Below are 13520 nucleotides of genomic sequence, written 5' to 3'. Positions count from 1 at the left end.
AATAGCCCTGGACGACCAGGCCGGCCTGCCCGACATCAGAACTTGATGAAGTGTTTGCGGTAATGCTGCAGCTCGGCGATGGACTCACGGATGTCGTCCAGGGCCAGGTGGGTGCTGCCTTTCTTGAAGCTGTCGCGCACGTCCGGCGCCCAGCGCGCGGCCAGCTCCTTGAGGGTCGAGACATCGAGGTTGCGGTAGTGGAAGAAGCTTTCCAGGGATTTCATGTGGGTATAAAGGAAGCGGCGATCCTGGCAGATGCTGTTGCCACAGATCGGCGACTTGCCCCGAGGCACCCACTGCTCCAGGAAGGCGATGGTTTCGGCTTCGGCCTCAGCCATGCTGATGCGACTCTCGCGGACCCGTTGCGTCAGGCCCGAGCCACCGTGGGTGCGGGTGTTCCACTCGTCCATGCCGGCCAGGACTTCGTCACTGTGATGGATGGCGATGACCGGACCTTCGGCCAAGGTATTGAGGTTGCTGTCGGTGACGATGGTGGCCATCTCGATGATGACGTCGGTGTCAGGGTTCAGACCGGTCATTTCCAGATCGATCCAAATCAGATTCTGTGGGTTTTGCATGGGTGGGCTCCTCGGCGTAGTTGCGCAGTTTAGCCTAGAGGGCCTCCTCGGCGTGCTAAACTCGCGGCCGTTTTACCTATCCTGCTGCATTATCAACACGGAACACCCATGGCCAAACGCCAGCTCAACCGTCGCCAAAACTGGCGCATCGAAAAAATTCAAGGCGAACGCGCCGCCCGCGCCGCCAAGCGGGAATCATCCGCCGTGGAAGCGCTTGAGGGAGGCGACCTGGGCCCCGAGCAGACCGGCCTGGTGATCGCCCACTTCGGCGTTCAGGTCGAAGTCGAAGCTCGCGAAGGCGAATTGGCCGGCCAGGTATTCCGCTGCCACTTGCGCGCCAACCTGCCAGCATTGGTAACGGGCGACCAGGTGGTGTGGCGCGCCGGCAACCAGGGCATCGGCGTGATCGTCGCCCAATTGCCACGCAACACCGAGCTGTGCCGCCCGGACAGCCGCGGCCAGCTCAAGCCGGTGGCAGCCAACGTCGACATGATCGTGATTGTCTTCGCCCCGCTGCCCGAACCCCATGCCAACCTGATCGACCGCTACCTGGTCGCTGCCGAACACGCCGGCATCCGTCCGTTGCTGCTGCTGAACAAGGCCGACTTGATCGACGAGCAGAATGCTCCGGCACTCAATGCCCTGCTGGCGGTGTATCGCCAGTTGGGTTACCCGCTGCTGGAAGTCTCGGCGCACCACGGCGATGGTATGGAGCAATTGCAGGCCCAACTGGACGGGCGCATCAGCGTATTCGTCGGCCAGTCCGGTGTCGGCAAATCCTCGCTGGTGAACAGCTTGCTGCCGGAAGTCGAAACCCGCGTCGGCCCGCTGTCCGAGCTGTCCGGCCAGGGCACTCACACCACCACCACCGCGCGACTGTTCCACTTCCCGGGTGGCGGCGAATTGATCGACTCCCCGGGCATTCGCGAATTCGGCCTGGGCCACGTCAGCCGCGCCGATGTCGAAGCCGGGTTTATCGAATTCAACGACCTGCTGGGCACCTGCCGCTTCCGCGATTGCAAACATGATCGCGAACCCGGTTGCGCCCTGCTCAAGGCCCTTGAAGATGGCCGCGTGCAGCAGCAACGGATGAACAGCTACCGCTCGATCATCGCCAGCCTGCCGGAAACCAGCTACTGAGCTGTCGCACCCCGCACTGACAAAAAGGCCGCGATCATCGCGGCCTTTTTTGTGGGTTACTTCGGCGCTGCGGGCGCAGACGCTGGCGGTGGCGCCGCAGGTGGCGTGGCCGGTGCCGGTGCGGTCGAAGGCTGACCAGACTTGCCGGGCTCATCCATCTTCAACACCCCATCCTCGAAGATATTCAGGCGCTGCCGCACTTCATGTGCCGGCAGCGGATCGGCGCCTGGCGGCAAGGCATTCGGATCAGCCGCAGCCCCCGGCACTTCGCCCGGCGCACCCTGGCCCTGAGTCGGCACATCGGCCGGCAGTTGCTCACCCTCGATGGCACGCTGTGCCTTCTTGGTCAGGACCACGATATCGATCCGCCGGTTGACCGGGTTGAACGGGTCCTTGCGATCGAACAGCGACGACGAGGCATACCCCACCACCCGTGCCACCTGGGAGTCGGGATAGCTGCCCGCGACCAGGGCGCGGCGTGCGGCGTTGGCACGGTTGGCCGAAAGCTCCCAGTTGCCAAAGTCACCGGCGCCCGAGTATGGCTTGGCATCGGTGTGGCCGCTGATGCTGATCTTGTTCGGCACCGCTTTGATGGTGTCGGCCATGGCCAGCAGGATGTCTTCGAAATACGGTTTCAGACGCGCGCTACCCGAGTCGAACATCGGCCGGTTCTCGGCGTCCATGATCTGGATGCGCAAGCCGTCCTGGGTGATTTCGAACAGGATCTGGTCCTTGAATTTCTGCAGCTGCGGGTTCTCTTCAACCTTGTTCTGCAGCTCCTGCAACAACAGTTCGAGACGTTCGCGCTCGACCTGCTCGGCCATGCCCTCGACCTGTTCGGAATCGACCGTCACCTTGTCCGGCTGTGGCTGGGACTTCACCTCGGGGTTGAGGGTGGTGTCCGGCGCCAGCTCAGGCGAACCGCCCAGATCGATGATGTAGGGAGTGCCGCTTTCGGAGAAGCCGATCGGGTCTTTGAAGTAACCGGCGATGGCGATCTTCTGTTCCGGGGTGGCGGTGGACAACAACCACAGCACCAGGAAGAACGCCATCATCGCCGTGGCGAAGTCGGCGAAGGCGATTTTCCAGGCGCCCCCGTGGTGTCCGCCAGCGAAGCGCTTGACGCGCTTGATGATAATCGGCTGGTTATTTTCCATGACTTAGCGACCGCGAACCGCTTGTTCCAGCTCGGCAAAGCTTGGACGGTGCGCCGGGTACAGCACCTTGCGCCCGAACTCCACAGCCAGCGATGGCGGCATGCCGGAAGCGGAGGCGACCAGGGCCGCCTTGATGGCTTCGTAGACGTTCAGTTCTTCCTTGGCATCGTGGGCCAGGGAGGTGGCCAGCGGGCCGAAGAAGCCGTACGCCGCGAGAATACCGAAGAAGGTACCCACCAACGCCGCACCTACGTGCAGGCCGATGGACTTCTGGTCGCCCTCACCCAGGGAAGCCATGGTCACCACGATCCCCAATACCGCAGCAACGATACCGAAGCCGGGCATGGCGTCGGCGATGCCGGTCACCGCATGGGAAGGGTGCTCGAGGTCTTCCTTCATGCTGAACAGCTCCATGTCGAACAGGCCTTCAAGCTCGTGGGGAGCCATGTTGCCGGAAGACATGATGCGCAGGTAGTCACAGATATAAGCGGTCATGCGGGCGTCTTTGAGCACCGCCGGGTACTTGGCGAAAATCGGGCTGGCGGCGGCGTCCTCGATATCTCCCTCGATCGCCATCATGCCTTCGCGGCGGCTCTTGTTGAGGATCTCGTACACCAGGCCCAGCACTTCCAGATAGAACGTGTGGGTGAAGCGCGAACTGAACATCCCCAGGGATTTCTTGATGACGTGCATCGTCATATAGCCGGGGTTGGCCTGCAGGAATGCGCCAAAGGCCGCGCCGCCGATGATCAGCACTTCGAAAGGCTGGATCAGGGCTGCGATTTTGCCGTGTGAGAGCACGTATCCGCCGAGCACGCTCGCGAATACGACGATGATGCCGATAATTTTAGCCATAGGTAGGAGAGTACTTATTGAGTCGGGTTCAAGGTCATATTCGGAAGTTCTTAAAACTCTTCTTCTACTTATCGGCAAAACTGCGCCAGACTATAGCCAGTTAAGGCGAAAAGCCAGTTTGGCCCGCTCTGGGCGTGTTTACAGCAGACGATGATTGCGCCCAGCCATGTCTAATGAAACGACAGTCCCAACTCCCCGACCGACGACCCTCAGCGGCTGGATAAAGCTCCTGGACGGGGTGCCGTTGCCGGTGCCGCAAGTCAGCCACGACAAAGTCTGTCGAGCCATCGCCGACAGCCGCAGTTCGTTGCGCGATATCGCCGACCTGATGCAGAACAGCCCAGCGCTGGCCTTGAGCATCATCCGCGAGGCCAATCGGCATACCCACGGCAGCATGAGCGAGCCTGCGGAAAACCTTGAGGTCGCCCTCAACCGCCTGGGCCTCAAGCGCACCGAAGAACTGCTCGCTCGCCTGCCAGCGCTGCCGGAAGGGCAGATCCCGCCGGTCCTGCGCCAACTGCAACTGATCAGCCAGCACGCCAGCCAGCAGGCCAATGGTTTTTTCGCCAGCCGCCTGGCCCGCCTCTGGCAGGACATCCACTGGGGCAGTCTGCTGTTTCTATCGCCACTGTGGCCCCTGGCCCTGGCCCAGCCGAAGCTGCTGGAAGAGTGGGAACTGCGAGTTATCCACAAGCATGAATCGGCGCACAAGGTCGAGCTGGAGTTGTTCGGGGTCAGGTTGCTGGAGATATGCCAGGCACTGGTGGAGGTCTGGCACCTGCCGATCTGGGTCCAACAGGGCTATCGCCTGTTGATCAGCGAGCGCCGGCTGCTGGTCAAGGTCCTGCACATTGCCCGCGACAGCGAACATCCGCTGCATCAGCAACAACGCCTGGATGCCGACCCCGACCTGCGTCGCTGGCTGAACCAGCCGGCCAACAGCGTGTTGCTGGCCAACGGCCTGGCACTTTCGGCGCAATACGCCTGGGACAGTACCCACTGCCTGCGCTGGCAGCACCTGACCAGCCTTTATCTGCAAATGCCCATGGACAACCTGCAACAGCAGCTGCACCAGCAGGCGGTGATCAGCGCGCGCAACGACGCGGCGCCCGGTCTCTGGCACCCTGCCGAGGCCTTGCTCTGGCCGTGGGATGCACGGCGCCTGCCCAAGGGTTTGCTGCCGGCCCCGGCACCGACTGCCGAAGCGCTGGGACACTGGCGCGAACAATGTGCACAACTGTTGGTCGAACCGAGCGCCTTTCGCAATGCGCTGCACCTCACCAGCGCCGCCTGCGATGCGCTGGTGGCCTGTGGCATGCGCCGGGTGATGCTGCTGATGGTCGATCGCGGCCTGGCCAATCTGCGGGCACAACAAATTGCCGGCCTGCCTGCGGAGTCGGCGAACCTGACCCTGCGCGTCAGCCAGAGCAACGTGCTGCAACGCCTGGTGACCAAATCGGCTCAGGTGCGCCTGAACCCGGACAACAACGCGCAATTCTCGGCCCTGCTGCCGCCGCAGTTGCGCGGCCTGTTCCGTGGCGAGCACCTGCTGCTGCGCTCACTCTCGAGCAACGGCCGCGTGGTGATGCTGATCGCCGCCGACCAGGGCGGCGGGCCGTTCTCGGAAATCAGCGTCCAGGCCTTTGGCAAAACTGCGCAATGTATTGAAAAAGCCCTTCACAGCTTTACCAACCGCAGCCAATGACGCTTGCGCTACAATCCTCCCCTTTGTGCTCTGGAGACCTCACATGTCTGACTTCTCTGGCTTGCCGCTGGTTATAGAGCCGAGCGACTTGCTCGACCGCCTCGAATCCCGCGAACTGATCCTGGTCGACCTGACCAGCGCCGCTCGTTATGCCACCGGCCATATTCCCGGCGCCCACTTTGTCGACCCCAAGCGCACCCAGCTCGGCCAGCCTCCCGCACCGGGCCTGCTGCCGACCCAAGGCGCGCTTGAAGCGCTGTTCGGCGAACTGGGGCACAACCCCAACGCGGTCTATGTGGTCTACGACGATGAAGGTGGCGGCTGGGCCGGGCGTTTCATCTGGCTGCTCGATGTCATCGGCCACACTCGGTATCACTACCTCGATGGCGGTCTGCTGTCCTGGCTAGCGCAAGGCCTGCCGGTGTCCACTGCTGTGCCGGCGGCCGCTGGCGGCCCGGTCGCCCTGACCCTGCACGACGAACCCACCGCCACTCGCGAGTACCTGCAAAGCCGCCTCGGCGCTGCCGACCTGGCGATCTGGGATGCCCGTGGACCGCTGGAGTACTCGGGCGAAAAAGTCCTGGCAGCCAAAGGCGGCCACATCCCCGGCGCTGTGAATTTCGAGTGGACCGCCGGCATGGACCAGACGCGCAACCTGCGCATCCGCTCCGACATGCCGCAGATCCTCGAAAACCTCGGCATCAGCAAAGACAAAGAAATCATCACCCACTGCCAGACCCACCACCGCTCTGGCTTCACCTACCTGGTGGCCAAGGCGCTCGGTTATCCGCGGGTCAAGGGCTATGCCGGTTCCTGGGGCGAATGGGGCAACCACCCCGACACGCCTGTAGAGATTTAAGGTTTTTAAGGACAGTTAATGAAAAAGCGTTTGTTTATCCTCAGCCAGTACCTGCTGCCTCACCACCTGCTGTCGCGCCTGGCCGGCTGCATTGCCGAGTGCCGCGTGCGCTGGTTCAAGAATGCCTTCACTGCCTGGTTCGCCAAGCGTTATCAAGTGGACATGTCCCAGGCCCTGGTGGAAGACCTGAGTGCCTACGAGCACTTCAACGCCTTCTTCACCCGCGCCCTGAAAGACGGCGCCCGCCCGCTGGACCAAACCCCGGGCGCCATCCTCAGCCCGGCCGACGGTGCCGTCAGCCAGCTCGGCCCGATTGAACATGGCCGGGTGTTCCAGGCCAAAGGCCACAGCTACAGCGTGCTCGAACTGCTGGGCGGGGATGCTGCCGTTGCCGCGCCGTTCATGGGCGGCGACTTCGCCACCATCTACCTGTCGCCCAAGGACTACCACCGCGTGCACATGCCGCTGGCCGGCACCCTGCGTGAAATGGTCTACGTGCCGGGCCGGATTTTCTCGGTTAACCAGACCACTGCCGAAAACGTCCCGGAGCTGTTTGCCCGCAACGAACGCGTGGTATGCCTGTTCGATACCGAACGCGGCCCAATGGCCGTGGTGCTGGTGGGGGCGATGATTGTCGCTTCGATCGAAACCGTCTGGGCCGGCCTGGTAACGCCACCCAAGCGCGAGCTGAAAACCGTGCGTTACGACGAAGCCGCGCGTGCGCCGATCCACCTGGAAAAAGGCGCCGAGCTGGGCCGTTTCAAACTGGGATCGACCGCCATCGTGCTGTTCGGCCCGGATCAAGTGCAGTGGGCGCAGGAGTTGGTCGCCGGCTCGCCGGTGCAGATGGGCCAGGGCCTAGGCTTGCCAAAAGCCTGAAGCCATTCCCGGACGCAAAAAAACGCCGCTGATCAGCGGCGTTTTTTATGGAGGGGGTTAGCTGAGCAAAACAGCACACCTGGCCCTTAGAGCTGGCCGTCGCGATCACGGAAGCCCAGCAGGTACAGCACACCGTCCAGGCCCAGGGTGGAAATCGCCTGCTTGGCCGATTGCTTGACCAGCGGTTTGGCGCGAAACGCCACGCCCAACCCGGCAATCGCCAGCATCGGCAAATCGTTGGCGCCGTCACCCACGGCAATGGTCTGCTCCAGGCGCAAGCCTTCCTTGTGCGCCAGTTCGCGCAGCAGATCAGCCTTGCGCTGGGCATCGACAATCGGCTCGACCGCCACACCCGTCACCTTGCCATCTACCACTTCCAGCTCGTTGGCAAACACGTAGTCGATACCCAGCTTGGCCTGCAGTTGCTTGGCGAAGTAGGTGAAACCGCCCGAGAGGATCGCGGTTTTGTAGCCCAGGCGCTTGAGCTCGGCAAACAGCGTCTCGGCGCCTTCGGTCAGGCGCAGTGATGCACCTATGGAATCAAGCACGCCGACGTCCAGCCCCTTGAGCAACGCCAGGCGCTCCTTGAAGCTGGCGCGAAAATCCAGCTCGCCGGCCATGGCCCGCTCGGTGATTTCGGCAACACGGTCACCCACGCCTGCGGCCTTGGCCAATTCGTCGATGACTTCGGCCTCGATCAGCGTCGAATCCATGTCGAATACCGCCAGGCGGCGATTGCGGCGGAACAGCGAGTCTTCCTGGAAGGCGATATCGACGTTCAATTCCTGGGCGACGCTCAGGAACTCGGCGCGCAATGCCTGGGGATCGGCGGCTTCACCGCGCACCGAGAACTCGATGCAGCCTTTGCCTTGATCGGCCGGGGTGTCGAGGGGCATGCGCCCCGACAGACGGTCGATATGGTCGATGTTCAGGCCGTATTTGGCGGTGATCGAACTGACTCGCTGCAACTGCTCGGCCGTCACCTTGCGGGTCAGCAGGGTCACAATATGGCGTTTCTTGCCCTGACCGCCGACCCACTGCTGGTAATCCTCTTCGGAAACCGGGGTGAAACGTACCTGTTGGTCCAGCTTGTAAGCGGTGAACAGAATGTCCTTGAGCACCGAGGACGCTTGTTCGGTACTCGGGATTTCAACCAGGATGCCGAACGACAAGGTGTCGTGGATCACCGCCTGACCGATGTCGAGAATATTCACACCACCCTGGGCCAGAACGCCGGTAATGGCTGCAGTGAGACCGGGACGATCTTCACCGGTGATGTTTATCAGGACGATTTCGCGCAAGGCGCACCCCCGCAGGTGGAAAAAAACCGCATTCTACCCACATTCAGTGACCATCGGGCACAGCCAGCGCTTTGCCGGCCTAGGGCCTGTCGCTATACTGCGCGTCAACTTCACGGACAAAAGAGCCGAGCTCAGTGAACCGGCCCACGCCTGTTAAAACCGATAATTTCTTTCTGCTGATCTTCCGTGCACTGCGCCACCGCCGTGTACCGATTGCATTGCGCATTGCCAGCCATAACGTGATCCTGGTCGCCCTGGCCCTGGTGATCTACGCCTGCGTGATGGGCCTGCAATTCAAGCAAGCCATGCATGAACAAGCCGATGCCCTGGGCCAGAGCCTGACCACCCAGACCGCCACTTCGGCGACCGAGCTGCTGGTGTCCAACGACATCCTCAGCCTCAATGTGCTGCTCAACAACCTGACCAAAAATCCGCTGGTGGCCCACGCGGCCATCTACAGCGTCGATAACCGGATCCTCGCCGAAGCCGGCCAACGCCCGAAAAGCAGCCTGCTGGGCGAGACCGAAGGCGTCTACCAGACCAAGATCACCTTCCAGGACGTGACCGCCGGCAACCTGCGGATCAGCCTGGACATGGCGCAGTTCCAGCAGCCGATGACCATCAGCCTGCAAAGCATGGGCATCCTCAGCGCGATCCTGCTGGCCCTGGCCCTGGCCCTGAGCCTGCGCCTGGGACGTCACATCTCGACCCCCCTGATGCAATTGCGGGTCTGGCTGCGTGACATGGACGAACACACCCCGGCTACCCAGCGCCAGGATGAAATCGGCGACCTGGCGCGCCAGCTCCATGCGCGCCTGGCACCGGAGAAACCGCAGCCGGCCCCCGAACCCGAGGCCGATTACGACGACGAGGATTACGACGAACCGCAGGACCGCGAGCCGGCCTTCGAGATGCGTAACCTGCGCGACCCGAGTTTTGATGAAAGCGCCCCGGTCGCCGGCCTCAAGCCTGCGCCGCGGCGGCTGGTCAGCGCCGAAGAAGACGAACTGGACGAAGAAGACCCGTTCGCCGACCTGCGCGATCACACCACACCCACCGCCCCCAAGCCGCTGGCACGGCCGGTAACGCCCGCGCAACCGCAGCACAGTGCGGTGCTGGCGGTACAACTCGGCGCCCAGGATCAGCTGCGTCGCCTGCCCCGTGCTCGACTGACGGAGCTGCTGGAACGCTATCGCGACTGCCTCGACCAGGCTGCGTCGCTCTACCAGAGCGAGCTGCATACCCTGAACGACGGCAGCACCCTGATGCTGTTCCACAGTGAAGACAGTGGTGACGACTACCTGACCAACGCCATCTGCTGTGGCGAACTGCTGCGCGCCCTGGGCCATGCCTTGCAGATCGAAGTCGCGGACAGCGGCATCACCCTGCAATTGCAACTGGGCCTGACTCTGGGTGACGAGCTGTTTGGCCTGAGCCAGATCGACCTGCTGCTGACCGAAACCGCACAGGATGCCCTGGCGCTGTCCCAGCACAGCCGCAATCTGCTGCTGGTGGAACGCAAGATCAGTGATGACGCGCTGATCCGCCAACGCGCACGCATTCGCCCAATCGCCAGCCCGGAAGGCGCCTGCTGCGTCGAACGCCTGATGGAACCCTACCCATCGATGCTGGAGCGCCAGCTGGCACGCATGCACGAGACACGGGCCAAGCTTTAAGCCTGGCCCCGCCCATAAAAAAGCCCGCTGTGTAGCGGGCTTTTTTGTGGCTGAACAACGCGCCTGTCGAGTAACGGCGCCTTCCACCGCTATCGCGGCAGCAGCCTTCAAGCGCCCGAACCTGCCAGCTCGCAGCCAACGGCAATGGGCAAAGGTTTACCCCAGAAACAACAAAGCCCGCTTCAGAGCGGGCTTTGTCTTGGGGGCCAACAACCTAGAACCTGAACACTTCCATATCCGTACGGATAGGAGTAGCCATAGGGATCTTTGGCTGCTTCTCCTGCTCGACAGGCTTGGCCGCAGGGGCTGGAGCGGCCTTGCGTGGCACCTCAGCCACCACAGGCTGGTTGGCCAGCGGCTTCAGCGCGCCCGACAGTTGCTCGGCCAGACGCTGCAGCAATACGCCCTGTGCCTGGACCTGGGAGGCCGTAGTGCCCGCGTGCTGCTCCTGCAAGTGCACGATGCGGTTATCACGCACCTGGCCACGACGGTCGATCAGGCGCCATTGCGCATCCAGTACCGCCGGCTGCGATTTACCGGAATCCAGGCGGGTGATCGACAGCAGCACCTGCACATCCGGGGTAAACCCGCTGGTCGCCGGCGCCAGTACTACGCGCTGGCTGTCCAGGTGACCTGCCACCTGGCGCAATAGCAGTTGGCCAATATCGGAGGACAGGCTACCCGCCCAACGACCATCGGTCGAAGCTTGCAAACTGCCATCATCCTGGCGTTGCAGCAGGGTTTCACGTTGCAGGTAATCGGCGATCAACACCGGACCCAGCACCACCGACATGCCGGCATTGGCCGGCTGAGCTGGACTTCCGCTGTCCAGCTGATACAGCGACACCGGTTGGTGTACGCTGCAACCCGCCAGGCCAAGAACGCCAGCGAGCAAAAAAACCAAAGGAAGGCGCAGAGCAGTCATCATCCCATCCAGGTGGCGGCCACAAGGCTAGCCACAGTGTAAATACTCAAAAAAACTCTAAATAACGCTCAGCTACGCCGGCGCTTGAAAGCGCATATCATCCGTGAATATGCGTCCTGACTCCAGCGCTGTAGCGTCGATCTACGCGTTAAATCGCAGATCGAGCGCTCTAACCCGCATTAATTGAGATTTTCTACCAGCAACGCATCCACCCGCTGGAATCCACGTGGCAATTTGTTACCACGGCGTCCACGCTCGCCCTTGTAATGCTCCAGGTCATCGGCCTTGAGCGACAAGGTACGTTTACCGGCCTGCAACACCAGGGTTGCGCCATCGGGTAGCACGGCAATATCAGTGACATATTCCTCACGGCTGGCTACGCGCTCGCCGGGAATGCCAATGATCTTGTTGCCCTTGCCTTTGCCCAACTGCGGCAGATCGCTGATCTTGAAGATCAACAGGCGACCTTCGGTGGTGACCGAAGCCAGCCAGTTCTGCTCGCGGTCGGCGACCGGGCGTGGTGGCAGCACCTTGGCGTTGTTGGGCAGGCTCAACAGCGCCTTGCCCGCCTTGTTCTTGGCCTGCAGGTCTTCACCCTTGACCACGAAACCATAACCGGCGTCAGAGGCGATGACATACAAAGCATCGTCTTCAGGGAGCAGTACACATTCAAAGTTCGCCCCGGGTGGCGGTGTCAGACGGCCGGTCAATGGCTCGCCCTGGCCCCGTGCCGACGGCAGGGTGTGCGCAGCCACCGAATAGCTGCGGCCAGTGGAATCGATAAACACCGCATATTGGTTGGAACGCCCCGGCGCCGAGGTCTTGAAGCCGTCACCGGCCTTGTAGGAAAGCCCGGTGGCGTCGATGTCATGGCCCTTGGCTGAGCGCACCCAGCCTTTTTCCGAGAGTACGACCGTCACTTTCTCGTTGGGCAGCAGATCGTGCTCGGTCATGGCCTTGGCTTCGGCGCGCTCGACAATCGGCGAGCGGCGATCGTCGCCATAGGTTTCGGCGTCCTTGATCAGTTCGGTACGCACCAGCTTCTTCAGCTTGGCTTCGCTGTTGAGCAAGGCTTGCAGCTTGGCCTGTTCCTTGAGCAGTTCATCCTGCTCGGAACGCAGCTTCATCTCTTCCAGCCGCGCCAATTGACGCAAGCGGGTGTCGAGGATGTAGTCGGCCTGGATTTCACTCAGGGCAAAACGCGCGATCAGGCTGGCCTTGGGGTGCTCCTCGGTGCGAATGATGTGAATCACTTCATCCAGGTTGAGGTAGGCAATCAACAAGCCGTCCAACAGGTGCAGGCGACGCTCGACCTTGTCGAGGCGGAATTGCAGGCGGCGACGCACGGTCTGCACCCGGAATTCCAGCCATTCCACCAGCAGCGCGCGCAGGTTTTTCAGCTGCGGCTTGCCGTCCAGGCCAATGATATTGATGTTGACCCGGTAGCTCGACTCCAGATCGGTGGTAGCAAACAGGTGCTGCATCAGCGCTTCGTGATCGACCCGGCTATTGACCGGAATAATCACGATACGGCAAGGGTTCTCGTGGTCCGACTCATCGCGCAGGTCCGCAACCTGTGGTGCTTTCGAGGGCTTGGCCTGCATCATGGCCGCGATCTGTTCCAGGACCTTGGCCCCGGAAACCTGGTGCGGCAGTGCGGTGACCACGATATCGCCGTCTTCGACGTGGTACACGGCACGCATGCGCACCGAGCCCTTGCCGGTTTCGTACATTTTCAGCAGATCAGCGCGCGGGGTAATGATCTCCGCTTCGGTCGGGTAGTCCGGACCCTGGATGTGCTCGCACAGCTGTTCGACCGTAGCCTTGGGTTCATCCAGCAGCCTGACGCAGGCAGTGGCGACTTCACGCAGGTTGTGCGGCGGCACGTCGGTGGCCATGCCCACAGCGATACCGGTGGTGCCATTGAGCAGGATATTCGGCAAACGTGCCGGCAACACCAGGGGTTCGTCCAGGGTACCGTCGAAGTTCGGCCCCCAGTCCGCGGTGCCCTGGCCCAGTTCGCTGAGCAGCACCTCGGAGTAACGGGACAACCGCGCCTCGGTATACCGCATGGCCGCGAAGGACTTGGGATCATCCGGCGCACCCCAGTTGCCCTGCCCGTCCACCAGCGTGTAGCGATAGCTGAAGGGCTGAGCCATCAGCACCATGGCTTCATAGCAGGCCGAGTCGCCGTGGGGGTGGAACTTGCCGAGCACGTCACCGACGGTACGCGCAGACTTCTTGTGCTTGGAATCAGCGTCCAGCCCCAGCTCACTCATGGCGTAGATGATCCGCCGCTGTACGGGCTTCAGGCCGTCGCCGATATGCGGCAGGGCACGGTCCATGATCACGTACATGGAGTAGTTGAGGTAGGCATTTTCGGTGAAGTCAGCCAGTGACCGGCGCTCTACACCGTCCAGGCTGAGATCAAGGGAGTCGCTCATG

Annotated in this window: 11 protein-coding genes; 5 read left to right on the top strand and 6 right to left on the bottom strand. The window is 62.1% G+C overall.

Features of this window, described 5'->3' with window-relative positions; translation table 11 throughout:
• Positions 1-35: 35 nt before the first annotated feature.
• Entirely contained in the window at positions 36-578 is a 543-nt protein-coding gene (gene orn / locus JFU57_RS10435; protein ID WP_020299445.1) for an oligoribonuclease, read from the bottom strand.
• A gap of 108 nt (positions 579-686) precedes the next feature.
• Here orn and rsgA point away from each other — a divergent pair, with 108 nt between their 5' ends.
• Positions 687-1718: a small ribosomal subunit biogenesis GTPase RsgA gene (gene rsgA, locus JFU57_RS10430; protein ID WP_020299446.1), complete on the top strand. Its 1032-nt coding sequence runs from the start codon at positions 687-689 to the stop codon at positions 1716-1718.
• 56 nt (positions 1719-1774) lie between these two features.
• Here rsgA and motB read toward each other — a convergent pair whose 3' ends face one another.
• The gene (gene motB, locus JFU57_RS10425) at positions 1775-2875 is read right to left on the bottom strand and encodes a flagellar motor protein MotB (protein ID WP_201129189.1); all 1101 of its coding nucleotides are present in this window, start codon (positions 2873-2875) and stop codon (positions 1775-1777) included.
• 3 nt (positions 2876-2878) lie between these two features.
• The gene (gene motA, locus JFU57_RS10420; RefSeq protein WP_020299448.1) at positions 2879-3730 is read right to left on the bottom strand and encodes a flagellar motor stator protein MotA; all 852 of its coding nucleotides are present in this window, start codon (positions 3728-3730) and stop codon (positions 2879-2881) included.
• 166 nt (positions 3731-3896) lie between these two features.
• Between motA and JFU57_RS10415 the strand changes: the two genes are divergently transcribed.
• The 3 genes from JFU57_RS10415 to asd are packed head-to-tail and all read left to right on the top strand — an operon-like array spanning position 3897 to position 7173.
• Positions 3897-5435 carry an HDOD domain-containing protein gene (locus tag JFU57_RS10415; protein ID WP_078469544.1) on the top strand — a complete coding sequence of 513 codons (1539 nt, stop codon included), beginning with the start codon at positions 3897-3899 and terminating at the stop codon, positions 5433-5435.
• Between the two features lie 43 nt (positions 5436-5478).
• The gene (locus tag JFU57_RS10410; protein WP_078469543.1) at positions 5479-6294 is read left to right on the top strand and encodes a rhodanese-like domain-containing protein; all 816 of its coding nucleotides are present in this window, start codon (positions 5479-5481) and stop codon (positions 6292-6294) included.
• Between the two features lie 18 nt (positions 6295-6312).
• Positions 6313-7173, top strand: coding sequence for an archaetidylserine decarboxylase (gene asd / locus JFU57_RS10405; protein ID WP_201129187.1), 861 nt, complete (start codon positions 6313-6315; stop codon positions 7171-7173).
• Positions 7174-7259: 86 nt separating this feature from the next.
• On the opposite strand, the gene serB is transcribed toward asd, so the two are convergent.
• On the bottom strand, positions 7260-8474 hold the full coding sequence (gene serB / locus JFU57_RS10400; protein WP_020299452.1) for a phosphoserine phosphatase SerB: 1215 nt from the start codon (positions 8472-8474) through the stop codon (positions 7260-7262).
• Positions 8475-8608: 134 nt separating this feature from the next.
• On the opposite strand from serB, the gene JFU57_RS10395 reads away from it, so the two are divergent.
• The gene (locus JFU57_RS10395; protein ID WP_020299453.1) at positions 8609-10150 is read left to right on the top strand and encodes an AhpA/YtjB family protein; all 1542 of its coding nucleotides are present in this window, start codon (positions 8609-8611) and stop codon (positions 10148-10150) included.
• Positions 10151-10364: 214 nt separating this feature from the next.
• Here the strand turns inward: JFU57_RS10395 and JFU57_RS10390 are convergent, their stop codons facing one another.
• Both JFU57_RS10390 and parC read right to left on the bottom strand, forming a co-directional pair.
• Positions 10365-11075, bottom strand: coding sequence for a PqiC family protein (locus JFU57_RS10390; protein WP_020299454.1), 711 nt, complete (start codon positions 11073-11075; stop codon positions 10365-10367).
• A gap of 179 nt (positions 11076-11254) precedes the next feature.
• On the bottom strand, positions 11255-13519 hold the full coding sequence (parC, locus tag JFU57_RS10385) for a DNA topoisomerase IV subunit A (RefSeq protein ID WP_078469541.1): 2265 nt from the start codon (positions 13517-13519) through the stop codon (positions 11255-11257).
• Position 13520: the final 1 nt, after the last annotated feature.

This window comes from Pseudomonas sp. TH07, from assembly GCF_016651285.1.
Lineage (GTDB): Bacteria > Pseudomonadota > Gammaproteobacteria > Pseudomonadales > Pseudomonadaceae > Aquipseudomonas.
The sequence above is the reverse complement of the archived record's forward strand: the minus strand, read 5'-3'. Positions and strand labels throughout refer to the sequence as shown.

What these genes read in the sequence shown, in the direction of transcription:
- orn (WP_020299445.1), bottom strand. Translation starts at nt 578, where the DNA reads ATGCAAAACCCACAGAATCTGATTTGGATCGATCTGGAAATGACCGGT.
- rsgA (WP_020299446.1), top strand. Translation starts at nt 687, where the DNA reads ATGGCCAAACGCCAGCTCAACCGTCGCCAAAACTGGCGCATCGAAAAA.
- motB (WP_201129189.1), bottom strand. Translation starts at nt 2,875, where the DNA reads ATGGAAAATAACCAGCCGATTATCATCAAGCGCGTCAAGCGCTTCGCT.
- motA (WP_020299448.1), bottom strand. Translation starts at nt 3,730, where the DNA reads ATGGCTAAAATTATCGGCATCATCGTCGTATTCGCGAGCGTGCTCGGC.
- JFU57_RS10415 (WP_078469544.1), top strand. Translation starts at nt 3,897, where the DNA reads ATGTCTAATGAAACGACAGTCCCAACTCCCCGACCGACGACCCTCAGC.
- JFU57_RS10410 (WP_078469543.1), top strand. Translation starts at nt 5,479, where the DNA reads ATGTCTGACTTCTCTGGCTTGCCGCTGGTTATAGAGCCGAGCGACTTG.
- asd (WP_201129187.1), top strand. Translation starts at nt 6,313, where the DNA reads ATGAAAAAGCGTTTGTTTATCCTCAGCCAGTACCTGCTGCCTCACCAC.
- JFU57_RS10390 (WP_020299454.1), bottom strand. Translation starts at nt 11,075, where the DNA reads ATGACTGCTCTGCGCCTTCCTTTGGTTTTTTTGCTCGCTGGCGTTCTT.
- parC (WP_078469541.1), bottom strand. Translation starts at nt 13,519, where the DNA reads ATGAGCGACTCCCTTGATCTCAGCCTGGACGGTGTAGAGCGCCGGTCA.